19 protein-coding genes and 2 pseudogenes are annotated in these 24,744 nt (G+C 64.5%); 12 read left to right on the top strand and 9 right to left on the bottom strand.

Going from position 1 to position 24,744, the window contains the following annotated elements; all coding sequences use genetic code 11:
• Positions 1-140 precede the first annotated feature (140 nt).
• The 4 genes from X760_RS58285 (at position 141) to X760_RS58270 (ending at position 5,361) form a co-directional block, all read left to right on the top strand.
• Positions 141-1,400 carry a sarcosine oxidase subunit beta gene (locus tag X760_RS58285; protein WP_023719918.1) on the top strand — a complete coding sequence of 420 codons (1,260 nt, stop codon included), beginning with the start codon at positions 141-143 and terminating at the stop codon, positions 1,398-1,400.
• Positions 1,401-1,491: 91 nt separating this feature from the next.
• Positions 1,492-1,788, top strand: a complete 297-nt coding sequence (locus X760_RS58280) for a sarcosine oxidase subunit delta (RefSeq protein WP_023719917.1) — start codon at positions 1,492-1,494, stop codon at positions 1,786-1,788.
• Positions 1,785-4,781, top strand: a complete 2,997-nt coding sequence (locus X760_RS58275) for a sarcosine oxidase subunit alpha (RefSeq protein WP_023719916.1) — start codon at positions 1,785-1,787, stop codon at positions 4,779-4,781. Before X760_RS58280 ends, X760_RS58275 begins: the two co-directional genes overlap by 4 nt.
• Positions 4,774-5,361, top strand: coding sequence for a sarcosine oxidase subunit gamma (locus X760_RS58270; RefSeq protein ID WP_023719915.1), 588 nt, complete (start codon positions 4,774-4,776; stop codon positions 5,359-5,361). Before X760_RS58275 ends, X760_RS58270 begins: the two co-directional genes overlap by 8 nt.
• Before the next feature lie 20 nt (positions 5,362-5,381).
• Here X760_RS58270 and X760_RS58265 read toward each other — a convergent pair whose 3' ends face one another.
• Positions 5,382-6,080, bottom strand: a complete 699-nt coding sequence (locus X760_RS58265) for a nitroreductase (RefSeq protein ID WP_023719914.1) — start codon at positions 6,078-6,080, stop codon at positions 5,382-5,384.
• A gap of 273 nt (positions 6,081-6,353) precedes the next feature.
• On the opposite strand from X760_RS58265, the gene X760_RS58260 reads away from it, so the two are divergent.
• The 5 genes and pseudogenes from X760_RS58260 (at position 6,354) to X760_RS58240 (ending at position 13,972) form a co-directional block, all read left to right on the top strand.
• Entirely contained in the window at positions 6,354-6,947 is a 594-nt protein-coding gene (locus X760_RS58260) for an XRE family transcriptional regulator (RefSeq protein ID WP_031194268.1), read from the top strand.
• A 13-nt stretch (positions 6,948-6,960) separates the two neighbouring features.
• A pseudogene (locus X760_RS58255) lies at positions 6,961-9,424 on the top strand (FAD-dependent oxidoreductase).
• Positions 9,421-10,320 (top strand): homocysteine S-methyltransferase family protein, encoded by a 900-nt coding sequence (locus X760_RS58250; RefSeq protein WP_023719912.1) that lies wholly within the window; start codon positions 9,421-9,423, stop codon positions 10,318-10,320. The pseudogene X760_RS58255 and the gene X760_RS58250 overlap by 4 nt, the downstream one beginning before the upstream one ends.
• Positions 10,320-11,501: a pyridoxal phosphate-dependent aminotransferase gene (locus X760_RS58245; protein WP_023719911.1), complete on the top strand. Its 1,182-nt coding sequence runs from the start codon at positions 10,320-10,322 to the stop codon at positions 11,499-11,501. The genes X760_RS58250 and X760_RS58245 overlap by 1 nt, the downstream gene beginning before the upstream one ends.
• Positions 11,498-13,972, top strand: coding sequence for an FAD-dependent oxidoreductase (locus X760_RS58240; RefSeq protein ID WP_023719910.1), 2,475 nt, complete (start codon positions 11,498-11,500; stop codon positions 13,970-13,972). Before X760_RS58245 ends, X760_RS58240 begins: the two co-directional genes overlap by 4 nt.
• A 237-nt stretch (positions 13,973-14,209) precedes the next feature.
• Here X760_RS58240 and X760_RS58235 read toward each other — a convergent pair whose 3' ends face one another.
• From X760_RS58235 to X760_RS58220, 6 genes and pseudogenes are all read right to left on the bottom strand, one after another.
• Positions 14,210-14,791, bottom strand: coding sequence for an NAD(P)H-dependent oxidoreductase (locus tag X760_RS58235; RefSeq protein WP_023719909.1), 582 nt, complete (start codon positions 14,789-14,791; stop codon positions 14,210-14,212).
• Positions 14,788-16,185 (bottom strand): FAD-binding oxidoreductase, encoded by a 1,398-nt coding sequence (locus tag X760_RS58230; RefSeq protein ID WP_084642772.1) that lies wholly within the window; start codon positions 16,183-16,185, stop codon positions 14,788-14,790. Before X760_RS58230 ends, X760_RS58235 begins: the two co-directional genes overlap by 4 nt.
• Positions 16,185-17,450, bottom strand: a complete 1,266-nt coding sequence (locus X760_RS0138250) for a cytosine deaminase (protein WP_031194267.1) — start codon at positions 17,448-17,450, stop codon at positions 16,185-16,187. Before X760_RS0138250 ends, X760_RS58230 begins: the two co-directional genes overlap by 1 nt.
• 89 nt (positions 17,451-17,539) lie before the next feature.
• Positions 17,540-18,368, bottom strand: a pseudogene (locus X760_RS74895) (ABC transporter permease).
• Positions 18,355-19,197, bottom strand: a complete 843-nt coding sequence (locus X760_RS58225; protein ID WP_023719906.1) for an ABC transporter ATP-binding protein — start codon at positions 19,195-19,197, stop codon at positions 18,355-18,357. The pseudogene X760_RS74895 and the gene X760_RS58225 overlap by 14 nt, the downstream one beginning before the upstream one ends.
• Positions 19,198-19,200: 3 nt before the next feature.
• Entirely contained in the window at positions 19,201-20,205 is a 1,005-nt protein-coding gene (locus tag X760_RS58220; protein ID WP_023719905.1) for an ABC transporter substrate-binding protein, read from the bottom strand.
• 276 nt (positions 20,206-20,481) lie between these two features.
• Here X760_RS58220 and X760_RS58215 point away from each other — a divergent pair, with 276 nt between their 5' ends.
• Positions 20,482-20,865: a RidA family protein gene (locus tag X760_RS58215; RefSeq protein ID WP_023719904.1), complete on the top strand. Its 384-nt coding sequence runs from the start codon at positions 20,482-20,484 to the stop codon at positions 20,863-20,865.
• A 108-nt stretch (positions 20,866-20,973) separates the two neighbouring features.
• Positions 20,974-21,777 carry a creatininase family protein gene (locus X760_RS58210; RefSeq protein WP_023719903.1) on the top strand — a complete coding sequence of 268 codons (804 nt, stop codon included), beginning with the start codon at positions 20,974-20,976 and terminating at the stop codon, positions 21,775-21,777.
• Here X760_RS58210 and X760_RS58205 read toward each other — a convergent pair whose 3' ends face one another.
• Both X760_RS58205 and cobD read right to left on the bottom strand, forming a co-directional pair.
• Positions 21,778-22,287, bottom strand: coding sequence for a tyrosine phosphatase family protein (locus tag X760_RS58205; RefSeq protein WP_023719902.1), 510 nt, complete (start codon positions 22,285-22,287; stop codon positions 21,778-21,780).
• Positions 22,284-23,342, bottom strand: coding sequence for a threonine-phosphate decarboxylase CobD (gene cobD / locus X760_RS58200; RefSeq protein ID WP_023719901.1), 1,059 nt, complete (start codon positions 23,340-23,342; stop codon positions 22,284-22,286). Before cobD ends, X760_RS58205 begins: the two co-directional genes overlap by 4 nt.
• On the opposite strand from cobD, the gene cbiB reads away from it, so the two are divergent.
• Complete coding sequence (cbiB, locus tag X760_RS58195) at positions 23,341-24,312, top strand: adenosylcobinamide-phosphate synthase CbiB (RefSeq protein ID WP_023719900.1); 972 nt, start codon at positions 23,341-23,343, stop codon at positions 24,310-24,312. The two genes, cobD and cbiB, sit on opposite strands and share 2 nt — an antisense overlap.
• Positions 24,313-24,744 lie beyond the last annotated feature (432 nt).

Raw genomic sequence — 24,744 nt, 5'->3', positions numbered from 1 at the left:
GCCGTCCCTGACGGCCCGCTTTCGAAGTCGGCCATATCCAATCGAAGTCGGGGAGTCGAAAAGCGATGGCGCAATCTTGGCTTTGCGTTGGCCGCCTGCTCTATAGTCTGCCGCCAAGCCTGAAATGGATGACAATAAGAATGGCGGAATATTCGGCCTTTTCGCTTCTCAAGAACGCGCTGACCGGAAACAAGGACTGGAGGCCGGCCTGGCGCAAGCCCGACCCGAAGGCGTCCTACGATGTCATCGTCATCGGCGGCGGCGGCCATGGCCTGTCGACCGCTTACTATCTCGCCAAGGAGCACGGCATCACCAATGTCGCGGTGCTGGAGAAGGGCTGGCTCGGTTCCGGCAATGTCGGCCGCAACACGACGGCCGTCCGCTCCAACTACCTGCTGCCCGCCAACACGCGCTTCTACGAACATTCGATGAAGCTGTGGGAGAACCTGTCGCATGACCTCAACTATAACGTCATGTTCTCGCAGCGCGGCTGCCTGAACCTCGCCCACACACCTGCTCAGCTCGACGACTATGCCCGGCGCGGCAACGCCATGCGCCATCTCGGCGTCGACGCGGAACTGATGACCACGGCGGAGATCGCCCGCCTGGTGCCGGCGCTGGACGTCTCCGCCACGGCGCGTTTCCCGATCGTCGGCGGCCTGATGCAGCGACGCGCCGGCACCGCCCGCCACGATGCGGTCGCCTGGGGATATGCGCGTGGCGCAGATCGCCGCGGCGTCGACATCGTCGAAAACTGCGAGGTCACCGGCTTCCTGCGCGACGGCGACCGCATCACCGGCGTCACGACGACCCGCGGCGAAATCCGCGCTAAAAAGGTAGCGGTCGCGGTGGCCGGCAGCACCGGGCGGGTCATGCGGCTTGCCGGCATCGAGACAATGCCGATCGAGAGCCACGTGCTGCAGGCCTTCGTTACGGAATCGCTGAAACCGTTTATCGATACGGTCCTGACCTTCGGCATGGGCCATTTCTATATGTCGCAATCGGACAAGGGCGGCCTTGTCTATGGCGGCGACCTCGACGGCTACAACAGCTACGCCCAGCGCGGCAGCCTGCCGATCGTCGATGAGGTGATGAGCGAGATGCTGGCGCTGTTCCCGGGGCTCGCCCGCGTCCGCATGCTGCGCTCATGGGGCGGCGTCTGCGACATGTCGATGGACGGCTCGCCAATCATCACCACCGGTCCGCTGCCGGGCATGTATCTCAACTGCGGCTGGTGCTATGGCGGCTTCAAGGCGACGCCGGCTTCCGGCTGGTGCTTTGCCTGGACCATTGCCAAGGACGAGCCGCACGATCTCAACGCGGCCTTCACGCTCGACCGCTTTTACCGTGGCATGGTGATCGACGACAAGGGCCAGGGCGCCACGCCCCGGCTGCATTAGGCCATGATCCCGAACCGCAGGTCCGCGTCAGCGAAAAGTGGAAACCGGTTTTCGGACAAGATCATGGTCAAACGAGAAGTTTAAGAGATCCATGCTCATCACCTGCCCCTATTGCGGCCCGCGCGACGTTATCGAATTCACCTATCAGGGCGACGGCAATCGCCAGCGCCCACAGCCCGCGTCGCAAAACCTCGACGCCTGGAACGCTTATGTCTACGACCGGCTGAACCCCGCCGGCGACCACAATGAGATCTGGCAGCATTCCGGCGGCTGCCGCGCCCATCTCAGGGTGGTGCGCAACACGCTGACGCACGAGATCTCCAGCACTGCCTTCGCGCGCGGCGACCACAACTCGGTTGCGCGGCACAGGGCCGAGGACAAGTCATGAGCCCGCGCCGTACCGAGACCGGCGGCCGCATCGACCGGCTGCGGACCATCCGCTTCACCTTCGACGGCGCGCCTTATACCGGCCATGCCGGCGACACGCTGGCTTCGGCGCTGCTGGCCAACGGCGTCACCCTGTTTGGGCGTTCGTTCAAATATCACCGCCCGCGCGGCGTGCTGACTGCCGGCGTCGAGGAGCCAAACGCGCTCGTGACTGTGTTGAGGGGCGAGGTTCGCGAGCCGAACATTCCCGCCACCATGGTCGAGATCTATGACGGGCTGGCCGCAATGAGCCAGAACCGCTTCCCCTCGCTTGCCTGGGACGTCAATGCCATCAACCAGCTCGGCGGCAAGCTTTTGTCGGCCGGCTTCTACTACAAGACCTTCATGGGACCCGTGGTCGGTCCGCTGAAGGGCACGCGCTTCTGGATGTTCTGCGAGCATTTCATCCGCCGTGCCGCCGGCCTGGGCAAGGCAGGCACGGCTCCCGATACGGCGCGCTACGAACGCATGAACGCGTTTTGCGACGTGCTGGTAGTCGGTTCCGGCCCGGCCGGGCTGATGGCCGCCAGGGCGGCCGCCGATCAGGGTGCACGCGTCATCCTGGCCGAGCTCGAGCCGCATTTCGGCGGCTCGGCCAATTGGTCGGGCGAGACGATCGATGGCATGCCGGCCGCCGATTGGGCGGCGCGCGCCGCCGGCCAGCTTGAAGGCCATGACAATGTTCGCCTGCTGCCGCGCACCACCGTCTGGGGCTATTACGACGGCAACACGCTTGCCGCGATCGAACGCGTCACCGACCATAAGGAAACGCCGGACAAAGGCGAGCCGCGCCATCGCTACTGGACCATCCGCGCCAAATCGGTGGTGCTGGCCACCGGCTCCCTGGAGCGTCCCTTGGTCTTTCCTGGCAATGATCGGCCAGGCGTGATGCTGGCGCATGCGGCCGAGCGCTATGCCAATGAATATGGCGTGCTGCCGGGTCACAGGGTCGCGCTGTTCACCAACAATGACAGCGCCTATCGCGCAGCACTGGCGTTGAAGAAGGCCGGTGCCGCGGTCGTCGCCATCGTCGACGCGCGCCCGGAGCTTTCGAGCGAAATGCGCAAGCTGGCCGGCGAGACCGAAGCCGAGATCTTTTCTGGCCACGCGGTGATAGCCACCGAGGGCGGCAAGGCGCTTTCCGGCTTCAAGGTGCAGCGCTTCGACATGGCCAGTGGTGCGCTTTCCGGCGATGCGCGCAGCATCCACGCCGATTGCCTGCTGATGTCGGGCGGCTGGTCGCCGACCATCCATCTGGCCAGCCAGGCCGGAGCCAAAGCGGAATGGAACGAAGCGTTACAAGCGTTCCTGCCGCCGAAACCGACAACACGGCAATGGATCGGCGCCGGCGCCTTCACCGGCAGTTTCTCCACCGCCGAGGCGATCGCCGAAGGTCGCGCCGCCGGCCTTTCCGCTGCGGGCGCAACAGCCACGCCGGCGGCCTTGCCTGCCGTCGGGGCAGCACCTGGCGATCCCGATCCGGCACCGGTGTTCGAGATCAAGGCCGCAGGAAAAAGCTTCGTCGACTTCCAGCATGACGTGACGGCCGACGACGTGCGGCTGGCGCATCGCGAAGGCTTCGTCTCGGTCGAGCATCTGAAGCGCTACACCACGCTCGGCATGGCGACCGACCAGGGCAAGAGTTCCAACATACCAGGCCTCGCCATCATGGCCGAGGCGCTGGGCAAGCCGATCCCGCAGGTCGGCACGACGCGCTTTCGTCCGCCTTTTTCGGCGGTGTCGATCGGCTCGCTTGCCGCCGAACGCTTCGGCGATCTGAAGCCCGAGCGGCTGACGCCGATGCATGACTGGCACGTCGCCAACGGCGCCACCATGTATTCGGCCGGCCTCTGGTACCGGCCGATGATCTACGGCCATCCCGGTGAAACGATCGAGCAGGCCTATGTGCGCGAGGCGAGAGCCACGCGCGAGAGCGCCGGCATTGTCGACGTCTCGACACTGGGCAAGATCGCGGTGCAAGGCCCGGACGCGGCGGAATTCCTCGACCGCGTCTACACCAACATGTTTTCGACGCTGGCCGTCGGCAAGGCGCGTTATGGGCTAATGCTGCGCGAGGACGGCCTCGCCTTCGACGACGGCACCACCTGGCGGCTTGGCGAGCAGGATTTCCTGATGACCACCACCACCGCCAATGCCGGCAAGGTAATGCAGCATCTGGAGTATTTTCTCGACGTGATCTGGCCGGAGCTGAAGGTCCACGTCACCTCGGTCACCGACCAATGGGCCGGTGCCGCCATCGGCGGGCCGAACGCCAGGCAGATATTGGCTGCTTGCGTCAGCGGCACCGCTGTCGACAATGCCGCCCTGCCCTTCATGGGCATCGTCCACGGCGAAATCGCCGGCGTGCCGGTGATGATCTGCCGGCTGTCCTTCTCCGGCGAAATGGCCTTCGAGGTCTATTCCGGCGCCGGTTACGGCACCCATGTCTGGGAGGCGCTGATCGAAGCCGGCAAGCCGTTCGGGCTGGTGACCTACGGACTGGAGGCGCTGGGCACCCTGCGCATCGAGAAGGGCCACGTCACCGGCGCCGAGATCGACGGTCGTACCACGGGGCGCGACCTGCATCTCGACTGGATGCTGTCGAAGAAGAAGCCGTTTATCGGTTCGGCGATGATGGATCGCGAGGGGCTGATCGCGCCCGACCGCCTGGAACTCGTCGGTATTGTTTCGCTCGACAACCAGCCGCTAAACGGCGGCGCACACATCGTCGAGGAGCTTGACGAAGCCAATCCGCACGGCTCGCTCGGTCACATCACCGCTTGCTGCTATTCGCCGGCGCTCGGCAAATATATAGCGCTTGCCTTGGTCAAGGGCGGCAAGGCGCGGCGCGGCACGCGCGCTTATGTCTCCGACCCGTTGCGCAACCGGTTCGGGCCGGTCGAGATCGTCTCCAACCATTTCTTCGATCCGGACGGGAGCCGCATGCATGGTTGAGCGCCAATCACCGCTTGAGCCGGTGCTGCATCCAGGCTCGCATGGCAATTTCGAGCACGGTGTCGAAATCATCCTCTCCGAAACCAGGCCGGGTTCGATCCTGCAGCTCGCCGCCTGGCCCGGCCAGGAGAAGGCGTTGATGGCCGGCATCCGCACTGTTACCGGCCTGGCTTTGCCCGACGGCGCCGGCGGCGGTGTCACGGACGGCGTCAGGTCGGTGTTCGGCTTTGCGCCGGGAAAGTTCACAATGGTCGATGAGGCCGAGGGATTGGCATCGGCCTTTGCCGACGTCGTCACTCCGTCCATCGGTACGGTGACCGACCTTTCGCACGGCCGCACCGCGATCCGTATCGCCGGGCCAAAGGCCGAGTGGGTCCTGGCAAAATTCTTCGCCATCGACTTCGCGCTGCCGGCCTTCCCGATCGGCGCCGGCCGCTCAACCATGCATCACGACGTCTTCGCCCAGATCCAGCGCACCGGCGCCGATCAGTTCGACATCTATGTGTTCCGCTCGTTCGCACGCTCGTTCTGGAAGGCACTCTGCCACGCCAGCGAGGAAGTCGGCTACGAAGTGCAGTAGCTAGACGGCGCGTCTTCACCTTACTCGGCGAACGTCACCCACTCTTCCAGCGGCGCGCGATCGGTGCGGAAGGCATTTTCAGGCTTGGACGTATCCTCGTGGCCGAGCGCCATGCCGCACACGACGATCTCCTCGTCGGGAATGTCGAGCACGGGCCTGATCTGCCGGTGATAGGGCGCGAAGGCGGCCTGCGGGCAGGTGTGTAGGCCCCTGCCCCGCGCCGCGACCATGATGTTCTGCAGGAACATGCCGTAGTCGATCCACGACCCCTTGTTCAGCCGCCGGTCGACGGTGAAGATCAAGCCGACCGGCGCATCGAAGAAGACGAAATTGCGGTCGTGTTGCGCACGCATCCTGTCGACCTCGCGCCGGCCGATGCCGAGCACGCCGTAGAGGCCGAAGCCGTTGGCCCGCCGTCGCGTCAGATAGGGTTCGAAGAACTGGTCGGGATAGTAGCGGTACTCGTCCCACTCGGCCTTTTCGGCGCGGATGCCCGAGCTGAGGATGGCGTCGGTGATGCGCTGCTTGACCTCGCCCTTGGTCACATAGACCTTCCAGGGCTGCATGTTGGTGCCCGAGGGCGCGCGCGCAGCAACGGCGAGAATATCGCGGATGGTGTCGTCGTCGACCATGTCGGGCAAGAAGGCGCGTACGGACCTGCGCGAGGTGATCGCGTCATCGACGATCGCCGCCGCAATCCGGGAGTTGTTTTCCAGCATGGGCCGTCCCTTTGCGCATAATCCTGGAACCCGGCTTTTCCGGAAAGGATCATGCGCCGACTAGAAGTGATGGAGCATCCTTGCGAGTTTCTATGAACGCTCGACGCCCTATCCGCCTCGACCGGACGCCCCACTCGCCGCTCGTGTGCCGAGCCTTTGCCTGAACCGTCAAAATGGCGCAAGTAAATCTTGTGGGTTCATGAAAATCATCTTGATTTTTTCACAGACCTGCGGTCACATGAAATTTGCTGGGAATTTTTCATCGAGACAGGGATGGCTTTGCCCTCAACCGCCGCAACACCGGAACAAGATAACGGCGAACGGCTGCTGGCCGGCGACATTCGCGCGTTGCGCAAGGCGCGCGGCCTGACGCTTGCCGAAATCGGGCTGAAGCTCGGCCGTTCCGTCGGCTGGGTCAGTCAGGTCGAGCGCGGCCTGTCGATCCCGTCGCTCGGCGATCTCAGGGCCTTCGCCGAATTGTTCGGCGTGCCGGTCAGCCTGTTCTTCAGCCATGACGTGCCTGTCGAGACCGAACGCGGCGTGGTCGTGCGCGCCGGCAACCGGCGCACCCTTGGCACAAGCGATTCCGGCCTGGTGGAGGAGCTTCTGTCGCCGGATCTCGGCGGTAGCTTCGAGATGCTGCGTTCGGTCTTCGCCCCCGGTGCCGAGCTGAAGACCGAGGCCCGCCGGCCGACCGAGGAAGCCGGCTACGTCGCGTCCGGCAGCTTCGACATCGAAATCGCCGGCGTCTGGCACCGGCTTGGAGCAGGCGACTCCTTCCGCTTTGAGGGCAAGCCGTTCCGCTGGCGCAATCCTGGAGCGGAAGCGGCTGTGGTGATCTGGGTGGTTTCGCCGCCCGTCTATTGATCTGGAGAAGAACATGGCCAGTTTGCCGACCACGGCACGCGTGGTGATCATCGGAGGCGGTGCCGTCGGCGCCTCCTCGCTCTATCATCTCGCCAAGGCGGGCTNAGGCGGGCTGGACCGACTGCGTGCTTCTGGAGAAGAACGAGCTGACTTCCGGCTCGACCTGGCATGCCGCCGGCAACGTGCCGACGTTCTCCTCGTCATGGTCGCTGATGAACATGCAGCGCTATTCGACCGAGCTCTATCGCCGGTTGGCCGACGAGGTCGGCTATCCCATGAACTATCATGTCACCGGCTCGCTCAGGCTCGCCCATACGATCGAGCGTATGCAGGAATTCCAGCGCGCCAAGGGCATGGGCCGCTATCAGGGCATGGACATCAATGTCGTCGGCCCCGACGAGATCAAGCGCCGCTACCCCTTCATCGAAACGCATGAGCTGAAGGGCGCGCTCTACGATCCGAGCGACGGCGACATCGACCCGGCGCAATTGACCCAGGCGCTGGCCAAGGGGGCGCGCGACATGGGTGCGAAGATCATCCGCTTCTGCCCGGTCACCGGCGTGCGCCGCGAGAACGACGAGTGGGTGGTCGAGACGCCGCAAGGCGAGATTCGCTGCGAGATCGTCGTCAACGCCGCCGGCTACCGCGCCGCCGAAGTCGGCAGGATGTTCGGCCGCGAGGTGCCGATGATGGTGATGAGCCATCAATACATCCTGTTTGAGGAAATCCCCGAACTGGCGGCGTGGTCGAAGGAACAAGGCAAGAAGCTGCCGCTGCTGCGCGACGTCGATACGTCCTATTATCTGCGCCAGGAAAAGAACGGCATGAACCTCGGCCCCTATGAGCGCAATTGCCGCGCCCATTGGGTCGGCCACAACGACCCGATGCCGGACGACTTTTCGTTCCAGCTGTTTCCCGACGACCTCGACCGGCTGGAACATTACCTGGCCGATGCCGTCGCCCGCGTGCCGATCCTCGGCACCGCCGGGCTGTCCAAGGTCATCAACGGGCCGATCCCCTATGCGCCGGACGGCAACCCGCTGATCGGCCCGATGCCCGGCGTGCCCAACGCCTTCGAGGCCTGCGTCTTCACCTTCGGCATCGCCCAGGGCGGCGGCGCCGGCAAAGTGCTGGCCGAGTGGGTGACCGAGGGCCAGACCGAATGGGACATGTGGTCCTGCGATCCACGCCGTTTCACCGCCTTTGCGTCGGCGCCGGATTACTGCGTCGCCAAGGGCATGGAGATCTACGGCAACGAGTATGCCATCCAATTCCCGCGCCACGCCTGGCCGGCTGGGCGCGACCGCAAGCTGTCGCCGCTCCACGGCCGCATCAAGTCGTTCGGCGCCCGGTTCGACGCCTATAATGGCTGGGAACGCGCCACCTGGTATGCGAAGCCAGGCGACGACATCTCCGAAGAATCCACGCTGACCTTCCGCCGTGACGGCCCCTGGCAGCATCGTGTGCGCGAGGAATGCCTCGCCGTCCGCGATGCCGCCGGCATTCTGGACCTGCCGGGATTTTCCCGGTTCAATCTAGACGGTCCGGGTGCCGCCGAATGGCTGAGCCTCCAGGTGACAGGCCTGGTGCCGAAACCCGGCCGCATCGGCCTCGTCTACTTTGCCGACGACAAGGGCCGCGTCGTCACCGAGATGTCGGTGGTGCGTCACGACGAAGATCACATGACGCTGATCACCGCCGCGGTGGCGCAGTGGCACGATTTCGAATGGCTGAAATCGCGCATGCCGAAGGACGCGACGTTCAAGTTGACTGACCGGACAGAAGAGTATTCGACCCAGATCCTCGCCGGACCCAACTCGCGAAACATCCTCGCCGAACTCTGCGCGGCCGACCTCACCCTGCCCTGGCTGACGCATCAGGAAACATCGATCGCCGGGCGCTGGGCCAAGCTGGTGCGCGTATCCTTCGCTGGCGAGCTCGGCTGGGAAATCCACAGCAAGGTCGACGATACCGCAGTCATCTTCGACGCTGTCTGGGCGGCCGGCCAGAGGCACGGCCTGAAACCATTCGGCATGTACGCGCTGGATTCGCTGCGGCTCGAAAAAGGCTACTGTACGTGGAAGGGCGATCTGTCGACCGACTACTCGATCCTGCAGGGCGGGCTGGAGCGCTTCGTCAGATGGGACAAGCCCGACTTCCGCGGTAAGGCGGCGTTGCAGAGCGAAAAGCAGCAAGGCGTCAAGAAACGCTTCGTCACGCTGGTCGTCGAAAATCCCGGCGACTGCGACACACCTTACATGTCGACGCTTTGGCATGACGGCCGGATCGTCGGCGAGACGACATCCGGCGGCTGGGGTCATCGCATCGACAAGTCGATCGCGCTCGGCATGCTGCGCGCCGACCTCACCGAGCCGGGAACCGCGGTCGAGGTCGAGATCTTCGGCGAACGTTTTCGGGCGATCGTGCAGAAGGATGAGCCGTTATGGGATCCGAAGAACGAGAGGCTCAAAGCATGAAGAAAGTCATCCTCACCGATGGCGGCATGGGCCAGGAGCTGGTCCGCCGCAGCAGCTCCGAGCCGACGCCGCTCTGGTCGGCCAGGGTGCTGATCGACGAACCGGATCTGGTGCGCGACCTGCATGCGGAATTCATCCGCGCCGGAGCCCGCGTCATCACCATCAACACTTATTCCGCAACGCCGGAGCGGCTGGCGCGCGAGGGCGCGGAAGAGCTGTTCAAGCCTTTGCAGAAGCGCGGCATCGAACTGGCAAGGCAAGCACGCGACCAGACCGGCGACGCGGCGATCGCCGGCTGCCTATCGCCGCTGTTCGGCAGCTATGCGCCGGCGCTGACGATATCCTTCCAGGATACGCTCGACATCTATCGCCGTATAGTTGCCGAGCAGGCGGACGGCGTCGATCTGTTTCTGTGCGAAACCATGGCGTCGGCCGAAGAGGCGCGCGCCGCCGTCACCGCGGCATCGGAAAGCGGCAAGCCTGTCTGGGTGTCGTGGACGCTCGCGGATCACGGCATGCCGCGCCTGCGCAGCGGCGAAGCCATTGCGGCGGCGTCGGGCGCTCTTGACGGCCTACCCGTCGCGGCCCGGCTGATCAATTGCTGTCGGCCCGAAGCGATCGCTGCAGCGCTGCCCGGACTGATCGCTCTCGGCGGTGCGGTCGGCGCCTATGCCAATGGCTTCACCTCGGTCGAGGCGCTCAAGCATGGCGGCACCGTCGAAGTGCTGCACGCCCGCCACGACCTCGATCCGGACGCCTATGCCGGCCAGGCGATCGGCTGGGTCGAGGCCGGCGCCGGCATCGTCGGCGGCTGCTGCGAAGTCGGACCGGCCCACATCGCCGCCTTGCGCGACCGGCTCGAACAGGCCGGCTACGAAATTTCGGGAGTAGCATAATGCCCAGGCCATCATCGCGCATTTCCGGCATCGTGCCTTCGGGCAAGGATGGCTGGGAGGTTCATTCCGCTGCCTGGGCGCGCAAGCAGGCCGGCGAGGACATCATCATGCTGTCGGTCGGCGACCATGATTTCGACACGCCGAGCGAGACGATCGAAGCCTGCGTGACGGCGGTCCGCGCCAGCAATCACCACTACACCCCACTTGCCGGCGTTCCGCGGCTGCGCAAGGCGATGGCGGCGGCCTCGACGCTCTGCACCGGTGTTGCGACCAGCCCCGACCAGGTCATCGCCACGCCGGGCGGGCAGGCCGCGCTTTACGCAGCTATTCAAGCTGTTCTCGACCAGGGCGACCATGCCATCGTCGTCGCGCCCTATTACGCCACCTATCCCAATACCTTCAGCGCGGCGGGCGCCGCGTTCAGCGTCGTCGAGACACCCGCCGAGGATGGCTTTCAGCCGCGCGCCGCCGAGATCCGCGCCGCCCTACGGCCGAACACCCGCGCCATTCTGATCAACACGCCGAACAACCCGACCGGTGCCGTCTATTTGCGCGAGCGCCTGGAAGAGCTGGCGCAGATCTGCCGCGAGCATGACCTATGGCTGCTGTCGGACGAGGTCTACTGGACGCTGGGTGGCGGCGAGCACGTCTCACCACGCTCGCTGCCCGGCATGGCCGAACGTACGCTGGTCATCAATTCGATGTCCAAGAGCCACGGCATGACCGGCTGGCGCATGGGCTGGCTGACCGGGCCCGAACCAATGGTCTCGCTGCTGACCGACCTCAATCTGGTGATGACCTACGGCCTGCCGGCCTTCATCAGCCTCGCCTGCGCCGAGGCGCTCGAAAACGGCTACGGCGTCAAGGAGATCGCCGAGCGCTATGCCGCAAGGCGCGCCGTCGTTCTCGATGCCATGCGCGGCATGAACAACATCACCGTGCGCGGCTCCGAGGGCGGCATGTACGTGATGCTCGACATATCGGCGATCGAGCCGGACGATGAGAAATTCGCCTGGGCGTTCCTCGACCAGGAGAAGGTCGGCGTCATGCCCGGCTCGAGCTTCGGCGAAGCTGCAGCCGGCCACATCCGCTTCAGCCTCTGCCAGCCTGAGCCGGTGCTGATGGAGGCTGCCACGCGCCTGCGCCGCTTCGCCTCCAGCTACCGCCGCGAAGCCGCATGAACTCGCCGCCCGCCAAAACCATACCGACCAAGGCCATTCCTCCCAAAGCAAGGGCGGTCATCATCGGTGGCGGCGTCTCCGGCTGCTCGGTAGCCTATCATCTGGCCAAGCTCGGCTGGACCGACATCGTTCTGCTCGAGCGCAAGCAGCTGACATCGGGCACGACATGGCACGCCGCCGGCCTGATCGGCCAGCTGCGCGGCTCGCAGAACATGACGCGGCTGGCGAAATACTCGGCCGACCTCTACGTCAAGCTCGAGGCCGAGACCGATGTCGGCACCGGCATGCGCCAGGTTGGCTCGATCACGGTGGCGCTGACCGAGGAGCGCAAGCACGAGATCTATCGGCAGGCGTCTCTCGCCCGTGCCTTCGATGTCGACGTGCGCGAGATTTCGCCAGGTGAAGTCAAGCAGATGTATCCGCATCTCAATGTATCCGATGCGGTCGGCGCCGTGCATCTGCCGCTCGACGGCCAATGCGACCCCGCCAACATCGCCATGGCGTTGGCCAAGGGCGCACGTCAGCGCGGTGCGACGATCGTCGAGAACGTCAAGGTGACCAAGGTGCATACCAAGGCAGGCCGCGTCACCGGCGTCTCCTGGGCGCAGGGCGACGAGCAAGGCACGATCGAAGCCGATATCGTCGTCAACTGCGCCGGCATGTGGGCACGCGAACTTGGCGCCCAGAACGGCGTCACCATCCCGCTGCACGCCTGCGAGCATTTCTATCTCGTCACCGAGCCGATCCCGGGGCTCTCCCGCCTGCCGGTGTTGCGCGTGCCGGACGAATGCGCCTACTACAAGGAAGATGCCGGCAAGATGATGCTCGGCGCTTTCGAGCCGGTGGCCAAGCCGTGGGGCATGAACGGCATAAGCGAGGAGTTCTGCTTCGACCAGTTGCCGCAGGACATGGACCATTTCGAGCCGATCCTCGAAATGGGCGTCAACCGCATGCCGATGCTGGCCACCGCCGGCATCCACACCTTCTTCAACGGCCCAGAGAGTTTTACCCCCGACGACCGTTATTATCTCGGCGAGGCGCCGGAGCTTTCCGGCTACTGGATGGCGACCGGCTACAATTCGATCGGCATCGTCTCCTCCGGCGGCGCCGGCATGGCGCTGGCGCAATGGATCAATGACGGCGAGGCGCCGTTCGATCTCTGGGAGGTCGACATCCGCCGCGCCCAGCCGTTCCAGAAGAACCGCCGCTATCTCAAGGAGCGCGTCTCTGAAACGCTCGGCCTGCTCTACGCCGATCATTTTCCTTACCGGCAGATGGCAACCTCGCGGAACGTGAGGCGTTCGCCGCTGCACGAGCACCTGAAGACGCGCGGCGCGGTGTTCGGCGAGGTCGCCGGCTGGGAGCGCGCCAACTGGTTCGCTAGGCCCGGCCAGGAGCGCGAATACCGCTATTCGTGGAAACGGCAGAACTGGTTCGACAACCAGCGCGAGGAGCATCTGGCGGTCCGGAACGGCGTCGGCCTGTTCGACATGACCTCGTTCGGCAAGATCCGCGTCGAAGGCCGCGACGCCTGCGCCTTCCTGCAAAGGCTCTGCGCCAACGACATGGACGTGGCGCCGGGCAAGATCGTCTACACCCAGATGCTCAACCAGCGCGGCGGTATCGAGAGCGATCTGACCGTCTCGCGATTGTCCGAAACAGCCTTCTTCCTCGTCGTGCCGGGCGCCACGCTGCAGCGCGATCTGGCCTGGCTGAAAAAACATCTTGCCGACGAGTTCGTCGTCATTACCGATGTGACCGCTGCCGAAGCGGTGCTTTGCCTGATGGGCCCGGATTCGAGGAAGCTGATCCAAAAGGTCAGCCCGAATGATTTCTCCAATGACAACAATCCGTTCGGAACGTTTCAGGAGATCGAGATCGGCATGGGCCTGGCCCGCGCCCACCGCGTCACCTATGTCGGCGAGCTCGGCTGGGAGCTTTATGTCTCGACCGATCAGGCCGCCCACGTCTTCGAGGCGATAGAAGAGGCCGGCGCCGATGTCGGTCTGAAGCTATGCGGCCTGCACACGCTGGACTCCTGCCGCATCGAAAAGGCGTTCCGGCATTTCGGCCACGACATCACCGACGAAGACAATGTGCTGGAGGCCGGCCTTGGCTTCGCCGTGAAGACGGCCAAGAGCTATTTCCTCGGCCGCGATGCGGTGCTGAAGAAGAAAGAAACCGGCCTGTCACGCCGGCTGGTGCAGTTCCGCCTGAACGACCCCGAGCCGCTGCTCTTCCACAACGAGGCGATCCTGCGCGACGGCAAGATCGTCGGTCCGATCACCTCGGGCAATTACGGCCATCATCTCGGCGGCGCAATCGGGCTTGGCTACGTGCCTTGCAAGGGTGAGAGCGAGGCGGATGTGCTGTCGTCGTCCTACGAGATCGAGATCGCCGGCGAGCGCTTTGCGGCGGAAGCGTCGCTGAAACCTATGTATGATCCGAAAGCGGAGCGGGTGCGGGCGTAGCGCACCTTCCCTTCTCCCCTCGTGGGAGAAGGTGGCCGAGCGAAGCTCGGTCGGATGAGGGGTGTTGGAAGGATCGCTACCTCGAAAGAATTAGCGCTCCCATCCTCGTCAATTTAGCGCACCCATCCCTCGATCTTTCCACGCCGCGTTTCTTCCAGCACCCCTCATCCGGCTCGGCGCTACGCGCCGATCCACCTTCTCCCACAAGAAGGGGAGAAGGAAAAATCCCCTCCCGCGTCAGAACGCGTCCATCCTGGCCGCGACCTTCGCCACGAACCTCGTCCGCGTCTCGCCGGTCGACAGGTTCATCGAGTAATGCGCGAGGTAGGAAACCGAGCCGCCGGGCTTGATCGTCGCACGCAGCACCCGTTTGACCAGCTTGCGCGGTGGGTCGCCCATCAGCATGGCGCGGAACCGGCCGCCGCCATAGGTGGTGACCGCCGCCACCTTGCGAATGTTGTGCAGCGACGGCTGCACCTTGCCGTCGACCAGCTTGAACGACACGCCGGGCAGGAAGACCCGATCGAAAAAGCCTTTCAGAATGGCCGGATAGCCGAAGTTCCACACCGGAAATGACAGCACCAGCGCCTCGGCCCACAGCAAGCGCTCGACATAAGGCGACGCCGGATCGCCGTCGCTGCGTTCGTCGTGATAGGACAGCCGTTCGGCCCGCGTCAGCCTGGGATCGAAACCCTCGGCATAGAGATCGCAGTCGTCCACGACATGGCCGGCGGCCTTCAGGCGCTCGACGATGGTCCGGTGCAGGCCGGCATTGAAGCTGGTCTCGACCGGATGAGCGTAGAGGACGAGGACGTTCAACCCGTCTTCTCCAGCCCCTTGAACAGGAACGACTTGCCTGAGCGATAATCATAGTCCGGGTTTTCCCAGGCGATCATCTTGCCCGGATTGAGCAGCCCTTGCGGGTCGGTCTCACGCTTGAAAGCCAGTTGCACTTCATCCGTCCGCTTCATGCCGCCTTCTTCCAGCGTGTAGCGGTGCGGGTTGAAGATCCAGCAGCCATTGTCTTCGTGGATGCGGATGATCTCGTACAGCCGCTCCGCCGTGGTGAAGCGCACCAGCGGCAATCCGGCGATGCCGATGGCGCCATCGAAGCGGATAAATTCGAGATGCGCCGGCACCTCGTCGCCGAAGCGTTCGACCATCGCCTTGACGTGACCGAGGTGGTCCGGCGACGGGTAGCGGGTCTGCAGATAGGTGATCGTCGGGTCGACCCGGATGGCGCGCAGCGTGGTGTGGTTCCAGGTCAGCTCATAGGCCGGCGGCAGCCCCTTGAGATCGGCCTCCTTATCGGCGCGAAAGACGATCTCGCCCTTACTGCGCGCAGTGAAGGCGAGGAAGGCATCCATCGCATGCGGCGCGATCATCAGGACGACGATGCTTTGGCCGCGCCGGAAAAACCGCTGGTGGCGCTTGAAGTAATCGTAGGGGATGGGTGCTGCTATCGGCGTGATCAGCTTCGCCAGGATGCCGTCCTGGATGGCGAGATCGTTGCCGAAGCCGGCCGCATCCATGAAATCGTCGAAGCCGACGATGACGTCGATCCAGTCATAACTGGCGGTTAGCGGCATCTCGACTTCGGTGATGATGCCGTTGGTGCCGTAGGCGTGCATCACTTTCAGCACGTCCTCGCCGGTGAGCTCCATGACGCGGGGCTGTGCCTCCATCGTCACGGTCCTCAGCCGGATGACGTTGCCGAGGTCGCGCAAGCCGCCCCAGCGGATCGAGCCAATACCGCCGGAGCCGCCGGCGACGAAGCCGCCGATCGATGCCGTGTTGTAGGTCGACGGCGACATGCGGAGCTCCTGGCCGGAATGCGCCCGCGTCGCCTTGTCGATGTCGGCGAGCACGGCGCCGGGACCGGTGACGACACGACCGGGCGCGATCGCCTTGATCGCGTTCATCTCGGCGAGATTGAGCACGACGCCGCCGGACAGGGGCATCGCCTGCCCGTAATTGCCGGTGCCGCTGCCGCGCGGCGTCACCGGCACGCCATGCCGGTGGCAGGCGGCGAGCACGCGGACGACCTCGTCTTCCGTTTTCGGCGTCACGATCAGGTCGCCGGTGACATGCTCGAGCTGCTGCTTCAGCACCGGGCTGTACCAGTAGAAGTCGCGGCTCTTCTGCTGGACGATCGCCGGATGGTCGTCGACCTTGAGGCCGTCCAGGTCGCGCTTGAGCGCCGCAATATCCATCATTCCACCATCAGATCATCGAGTTCGGCATAATCGGGCAGCTGGCGTTCGATCGCCTGGCCGTCGCGCACCACGATGCGATCCGATTCGGGCCGCGACAGCAATTCCGTCCAGCTTCGCCCCTTGAAGACGACGAAATCGGCCGGCCCTCCGGCGGCAAGCGTGCCGAAACCATCGAGCCGCATCACCTTGGCCGGCGTCGCTGTCACCGCTTGCGGCCAGTCAGCGACGGGATGGTCGAGATGCAGGATGCGCGTCGCCGTGCGATAGACCTCCAGCATGTCGAGATCGCCATAGGCGTAGAACGGGTCGCGCGTATTATCGGAGGCGACGGCGACGGCAATGCCGCGCGCCTTCATCTCGTGCAGCAGCGTCACCCCGCGCCAGCGCGGCGTGGTGTTATCGCCGCGCCGGTCCTGCAAATAGAGATTGCACATCGGCAGCGACACCACCGCCAGGCCGGCCTTGGCGACCTTGTCCAGCGTGTCGAGCACCTCGAGATCGGGCTGGCGCGCCAGCGAGCAGCAATGGCCGACCAGGATGTTCCCGTCAAAACCGTTCCAGAGGGCGGCTTCGGCAATCTTCTTGAGCGAGATCGCCGAGACATCGTCGGTCTCGTCGGCATGGAAATCGAGGTCGAGGCCATGCTTGATCGCCTGCGCAAACACCTGGTCAAGCAGTTCCTCGAGGTCCGGCACCATATAGGTGACGACGCCGAGCACGCCCTTGGCGGCAGCCACCCGCTTGGCCAGCCTCTCGAACCATTTCCTGTCGCGCACGCCTTCGATGCCGAGCAGGCAGGCCGCCTGCAGCTCGATGCGGCCGCGCCATTTCTCCCGCATCGTCTCGAACACCGGCCAGGAGATCTCTTCCTGCGGCGCAACGCTGTCGAGATGCGTACGCAGCGCCTTGGTGCCATGCGCATAGGCAGAGCGCAGCGAAAAATCCATGCGGCGGGCAACGTCGTCGGCGCTCCAGTGCGCCGCGCGGTCGGCGCCCGTTGCGTTCAGCGCGCCCATGAAGGTGCCGTCCGGGTTCGGCTTTCGAGGCCAGATATGGCCCTTGTCGATATGGGTGTGGCAGTCGACGAAGCAGGGCAAGACGATCCGGCCGCCAAGGTCGATGGCGCCTGCCTGTGCGTTGGATCGATGCGCCGTAATCCCGGAGATCTTGCCATCGGCGACGGCAACGTCCGCGAGCGCAAATCCGTCGGTGTCGGAAGGAGCGGCAAGGCCGAGCGTCAGGGANCTTCTCCCCGTCACTATACGGGGAGAAGTGCCCGGCAGGGCGATGAGGGGCAGCGCTGACGCCGGGATGGGCGACAGGCAGCTTTTGCCTACAAAACACGGTACCATCACCGCTCCTGCCTCAGCGCGCTCTCGTGCCAGCGCCGCAAAATGAGATGCGAAATCAGCGACAGCACCAGGAAGATCAGGATGCCCGTGAGCGAGATCAGGATCAGCGCCGCGAACAGCCTTGGTGCGTTGAGCCGGTAGCCGGCCTCGATGATGCGCGAGGCGAGGCCGGACGACTGGCCGGTGGCGNGCGCCGATCAGCGACAGGCCGCCGGCGATCTTCAGCCCGCCGAGGAAATAAGGCATCGCCGCCGGCAGCCGCAGATAGCGCAATTGCTGCCAGCGGGTGGCACCGTTGAGCTTGAACAAATCGCGCAGATTGCGGTCGACGGAATTGAGGCCGAGCGTGGTGTTGGAGAGGATCGGGAAGAAGGCGACGATCCAGGCGCAAAGCAGCAGCTTTGTCGTCTGGTTGTCGACATAGATGTTGATCAGCGGAAAAATCGCGACGATCGGCGTCACCTGCAGCACGATGGCGAACGGAAAGAACGACATCTCCACCCATTTCGACTGCGCGAACAGCACTGCCAGCCCGACGCCGCCGATGACGGCGAGAAGCAGGCTCAAGAAGGTGATCCTGAGCGTCACCAGCAGCGAGGAGAACAGCAGCCCGGCATCGTCGTGCAGCGTCTGCAGCACCACGCCGGGACGCGGCAGGATATATTTCGGGATGTCGTTCCAGACGCAGACGCGGTCCCACAGCCAGATCGCCAGGATCATGATCGCCAGCGGCAGCAGCCACCTGCCGATGCGCTCGAAGCGCTCCTGGCGAACGCGGCGCGCCTCCTCCGGGTCGAGCGCCAGGACTTGTTCTTCAATGGCCGTCATGATGCGGTCCGGCAGTTGAGTTGATGGCGCCGATCAGCACGTCGGATGCCTGGCGGCAGAGCGCGGCATAATCGGGCGAGGTGCGAAACGCCTCGTCGCGCGGATAGGATGCATCGACGGCAAGCTCGGCAAACACCCGGCCCGGCCGCGCCGCCATGACGACGACGCGGTTGGAGAGGAAAACGCTTTCGAAGACGCTGTGAGTGACGAAAACGACGGTAAAACGCTCATCCTGCCATAGCTCCAGAAGATCGTTGTTGAGCTTGAAGCGGGTGATCTCGTCGAGTGCGGCGAATGGCTCGTCCATCAACAGAATGCGCGGCTTGGTCACCATGGCGCGGGCAATCGAGACGCGCATCTTCATGCCGCCTGATAATTCGCGCGGCACGGCATTCTCGAAGCCGGTCAGGTGAACCCGCGCCAGCATCTCCATCACCGCCGGCGCCGCCTTGGCCCGCGACACACCCTTCAGCCGCAGCGGCAGCCAGACATTGTCGAAGACATCGGCCCAGGGCAGCAGCGTCGGCTCCTGGAAGACGAAGCCGATATTCGAGCGGTCGCCGATATTTGAACGATCGAGGGCGCCGCTGCCGCGCCAGTCGAGCACACCCGAGGTCGGCGTCGACAGGCCGGCAATCAGCCGCAGCGCCGTCGACTTGCCGCAGCCCGACGGTCCGAGCAGGCTGAGGAAATCGCCTTCCCGGATCGTCAGCTCGACATTGCTGAGCGCGGTGACGCCGTTGGAAAACACCTTGCCGACGCCACGCAGCGCCAACAGCGTCGGCCCCGATACGCTTCCTGGCTGTTGCGCCACTTTCTCCAGCTTCACGGCCTACTTCTTCAGGTCGAGCCCGACGCTCTTGTTGACGAAGGCCAGCGTGTAGGCCTTCTTGATGTCGATGCCCGCCGGTGTTACCTTGGCCTTGACCATCTTGTCGTAAAAACTCTGGATGCGCGCATCGGTCATGGCGCCGATGCCGAGCTTTTCGCTGTCGCCGGAATCGACCACGCCGAACTTCTTCAGCTGCTCGATCGAGAAGGCGATCTGCTCATCCGTCATGTCCGGATTTTCCTTCTTGATCATCTCGTTGGCGGCCTTGTTGTCGCCGTAGAGATAATTGTACCAGCCCTTGGCCGAGCCATCGACGAAGCACTGGACCACCTCGGGCCGCTTGTCGACCGTCTCCTGCATGGTTTCGACCGTCGTTGCATATGTGTCCCAGCCATAGTCGGCCAGCAGGAACTGGTTCGGCGTGAAACCGCCCTGCTTCTGGACGGCGAATGGCTCCGAGGTGACGTAGCCCTGCTGGATCGACTTCTTGTTGGCGATGAACGGAGCCGGGTTGAAAGTGTAGGGCACGCGTTTTGCGGCATCGAAGCCGAGGTCGGTGACCATCCACTGGAAGAAGGTCTGCGCACCTTCGTCGCCGAGGATGTACTGGTCGGCGTTCTTCAGGTCTTCCCATTTGTCCAGCCCCTGGCCGGGATGGGACATGATGACCTGCGGGTCCTTCTGGAAGTCGGCGGCCACGACGCGCATCGGTATGCCTTGCTGCACGGCATCGAAGGCCGACAGCAGATTGCCGCCCATGTAGAAATCGATCTTACCTGCGAGCAGCAGCGGCCGGCCGCTGACCTGTGGGCCGCCCTGCATGATCGTCACGTCGATGCCGCATGCGGCATAGGTACCATCCACCACGGCTTGGTAGTAACCGCCATGTTCCGGCTCGGCCAGCCAGTTGGTGCCGAAGGTGACTTTTTCGTTCGCTGCCGCGGCAAGCGTACCTGCGCCAAGCAGCACGATCACGCCCGCCGAAATCTTGAGTCTTCCGTACATCCACACCACCCTTTGTTCGCTCCGGCGCATCACGCGCCGGGCTCGACACCATTGTTTCAAGAAGCAAGACACATGCCACCGGCGCGTTGCGTCGGGACCGCCCGCTTGTGCAATGCCCGCCTGTGCAATGGCGGCGCGAAGGCCGGACGGGTCATGCTGTACGGAAGGCATCGTGCCTATTTTTTGATCGCCTGTCCACAATCGCCCTCGTGACATGCACCGCCATCTTGATGCCCGCCTACATCCAGCTTTACGCTGCCGTGAACGGAGATTGCCATGTTCAAATTTCTCACGCCGAAGTCGATCAAGCCGCCCTTCGCCCGCTACAGCCATGGCGTCGAGCTGCCGCCCGGCAAGCGGCTGGTGCTGTGTTCGGGCCAGGTCGCGACCACAGCGGACGACCAGATCCCCGAGGAGGCCGGCGCACAGGCCGAGCTCTGTTTCCAGAACATAGCGGCGATTCTCGGCGAGGCCGGGCTCGGCCTGTCCGACATCGTCCGCATCAACGCCTACGTCACCGACCGCGCCTTCCTGCGGCCCTATATGGAGGTTCGCGACCGGCTGTTCGCCAGTCCGGCGCCGGCCTCGACGCTGATGATCGTGTCCGGCTTTGCCCGGCCGGAGTTTAAGGTCGAGATCGAGGTCATCGCGGCGGGTTGAGGAGCGCTGGCCAGCGGCTGGAATCGACAGGCCGATGATCTCAAGTTACACGACAAAGGTTGGTGCCGCCCCTCATCAAGCGCGCATCCAGTCTCTTCGAGGTAAAAAATGGCCGGAACAAAAAAACGCGTATGGTGGGGTGACTACCGGACCACCGAATACGCGACCGTCGATCCTGAGGCGACCATTGCCGTTCTGCCGCTGGCGGCGATCGAGCAGCACGGGCCCCATCTGCCGGTTTCGACCGACACCTCGATCATGAACGGCATGCTGGAAACGGTGATCGCGCGCCTGCCCGGCGATCTCGACATCCGCATCCTGCCGGTTCAGGCGGTGGGCAAGTCGAACGAGCATTTGCATGCGCCCGGCACCCTCACTCTGCCGGCGACGACCCTGGTCGAGGCGTGGACCGAACTTGGCCTGTCGGTCGCACGCGCCGGCGTGCGAAAACTGATTGTCGTCAACTCGCATGGCGGCAATGAGGAGATCATGGGCATCGTCACCCGCGAATTGCGCGTGCGGGCAAAGATGCTGGCGGTAAAGACCAGCTGGCAACGGTTTGGCCGGCCGGCCGGCATGTACACCGACCTCGAAGACCGCCACGGCATTCATGGCGGCGACGTCGAGACCTCGCTGATGCTGCACTTCCGGCCCGACCTCGTCGACATGGCCAAGGCCGACAATTTCGTCTCCAAGGTTGCGCGCGCCGAAAAGGAATTTTCGCTGCTGCGCCACACCGGAACGCACGCCTTCGCCTGGATCGCCAGCGACCTCAACCCAAATGGCGTGGTCGGCGACGCCAGCATTGCAACCGCCGAAAAAGGCCGGCTCACCGCCGAGCATCAGGCCGACGGCTTCATCAGCTTGCTGAAGGACGTGCGCAAGGCAAAACTGGCGGATTGGCTGGCGTAACTAGCCCTCGATCCTCAGCGCAAACGGCGTGCCCTCAAACGCTTCGGCGCCGCGCCCGATCGCCTCGATGGCGCGGCTCATGCGGCCGTCGCGCTCGAGCAGTGCGTCGGCAATTGCGATCAGCCGCGGATTGGGTGTCGCCGTGGGCGACAGCGCGCGCAGCGTCTTGGCCAGTTCGGCTTCGTCGCGCTTCGGCGCCAGCGCTGCCGCGATAATGTAGGCCGAGGCGGTCGACCGGCTGATGCCGGCATAGCAATGCACCACCAGCGGCCGCGAGCGATCCCATTGGCGGGCGAAATCGAGCAGGTTCAAGACATGCTCCTCGCCCGGCATGGTCATGCCCTCCTGCGCTACCGCAATGTCGTGCATGACTAGGTGCAGATGGTTTTCCCTGGTGATCGAGGCCGGCCGCATCACCTCCGTGCCGGCAGCGAGCAGCGAAAGCAGCCGCCCGGCCCCGGTCTTCGTCACCGTTTCCTCGACTTTGGACAGCGAGCAGACATGGATCATTGGATCGTTTCTCCCTTGGCATCATCGTCGCGCCGCGAGGCCCAGCCGGCAAGCGCTGATTCGAGCCGCCGCCATTCTTCGTCGGCTCCCGGTAGGCCGGCGCGCAACACATCCGGCCGGTCGGCGAAATGCCGAAGCAGGATGCCGCGCTGGCCGAGCACCGAAAACAGGCGGGCGGCGTTCGCCAGCCTGATATAGCGGAACAGCGCGGTGCCAGCGGCGACAGGCACGCCGAACCGGCCGAACAGCGCATCGAGCCGTGCGGCATCCTCGGCCAATCGGCGCCGCATCCCGGCCTGCCAGCCGGTATCGGCAAGCGCCCTTATGCCATATTCGAGCGCCGGCCCGGAAATCGCCCATGGCCCGAATTGCGCCTGCAGCCGCTCGACCGTCAGCGCGTCGGTCAATGCAAAGCCAAGCCGCAGGCCGGCCAGGCCGAAGAACTTGCCGAACGAGCGCAGCACGACGATGCCGCCCTGGTCGACGTCGCCAGCGAGACTTTCGCTGCGTGGGCCGACATCCATGAAGGCCTCGTCGATGACCAGCAGCCCGCCTCTGGCGCGCAATTTTGCGGCAAGTCGAAGCAGCCTTTCGCGCTCGACGACGCGCCCGTCCGGGTTGTTGGGATTGACGACGACGGCAAGGTCGGCCGCCGCCAAGGCTTCGAAATCATCGACTTCAGCCGCTGCATGGCCGGCGATCGCCGCTGCCCGCCGATGCTCGGCATAAGTCGGCCCGAGCACCAGCGCCTTACCTGGGCCGACCAGCGAAGCGACGCGCGGCAACAGGATCTGCGTGCCGGGCGCCGCTGCGACATTCGCCGCCGACGGCACGCCATAGGCGCTTGCCGCGACTTCGGCCAATTCACGGGCACGCGCTGCTTCCGGCAATCGCGACAGGGCGGTGGCGGGCAAATCGAAAAGCGGGTAGGAGTGCGGATTGATCCCGGTCGAGAGGTCGACGAAAGGCAGCGGCGCGTGAGCGAAAAGCGCCCTCGCCCGGCCAAGGCTTCCGCCGTGGTCCACTGCCGCCGTCACTCCATCAAGAGACTTCATGTCGATCCTGATCACTTTCCTGTCGCTGGCCATCGAACTTGTACTCGGCTACCCGGCCCAGCTCTTCGATGCCATTGGCCATCCCGTCACCTGGTTCGGCAGGCTGATATCCTTTCTCGACCGCAGGCTCAACCGCGCCACTGATTCCGACGCCCAGCGTCGCCGCTGGGGCGTCTTCGCGCTGCTGGTCATCGTGCTGGTGCCGGCCGCCCTCGCCTTCTGGATCGAAGCCATGCTTTGGAGCATTCCCCTCGGCTTGTTGGTCATCGCAATCCTGGCGACGTCGCTGCTGTCGCAGAAGAGCCTGGCCGAGCATGTCGAAGCGGTGGCCGACGCCCTCGACAGCGGCGGACTGGACATGGGCCGCATTGCCGTCTCGCGGATCGTCGGCCGCGACCCGGAAAAGCTCGACAGGGCCGCTGTCTGCCGCGCCGCGATCGAAAGCCTGGCCGAGAACTTCTCCGACGGCGTCGTCGCGCCGGCGTTCTGGATCGGCGTTGGCGGGCTCGCCGGCGGCGTCGCCTACAAGGCCGCCAACACCGCCGATTCGATGATCGGCCACCGCACCCCGCGCCACGAGGCCTTCGGCTGGGCAGCGGCGCGCTTCGACGATTGGATCAACCTGCCGGCATCACGGCTGACGGCGCTGCTGATCGTGCTTGCCGCTGTCCTGGTCAAGGGCGCCGATGCCAAAGCCGCCTGGCATGCTGTGCGGCGCGATGCGAAAAAACACCGCTCGCCCAATGCCGGCTGGCCGGAAGCAGCGATGGCCGGTGCGCTCGGCCTGGCGCTCGCCGGCCCCCGTTCCTATGACGGCGTCATGGTCGAAGACGCGTTGATGGGCGAAGGCGGCCGCCGCGACGATATCGAGAGCACCGACATCCGACGGGCGCTGAAACTTTACCGGGTCGCCGACTTACTGCTGATCGCGCTGTTCGGGGTGGTCGCAGTGGTTGTTGTCTTGGCGTGACCTGCGCCCGAGATCGAGCGGAAACAAAAAACCCGCCAAGCGGCGGGTCGTTGGAGCCAGTTAGCACCATAGCGAGATTAGTACCATAGCTGCCGGCACAAAGCAAGAACAAAATTGCTGTGCCCAAAGAATAATCGCCCCAGCTTTGCGCTTCTCATTCCCTGCCTTTGACGTTCGAGGTTGGCGAAATCCGAAGCGCCATCCAATCTCCCCCCTCGCGGGGGAGATGTCCGGCAGGACAGAGGGGGGCGCGAAGGATCGCCAGCCTCTTGACCGTTCACCTGCTAATGACGGTCTGACGACGTAGTTGTCTCCGACTGACAGGCCGAGGGGACAGTGCCCCCCTCTGCCCTGCCGATCTCCCCTTGTGGGCCTGTTGCGTAATTCGCTGATTGTGATTCTCTGAGGTGGACGGTCTGAGGGAATCGCGAT

The sequence above is a fragment of the Mesorhizobium sp. LSHC420B00 genome (assembly GCF_000503055.1).
In the GTDB taxonomy this organism is placed as follows: domain Bacteria; phylum Pseudomonadota; class Alphaproteobacteria; order Rhizobiales; family Rhizobiaceae; genus Mesorhizobium.
Note: the sequence above shows the minus strand (reverse complement) of the source record. Positions and strands in the feature narration are given on the sequence as shown.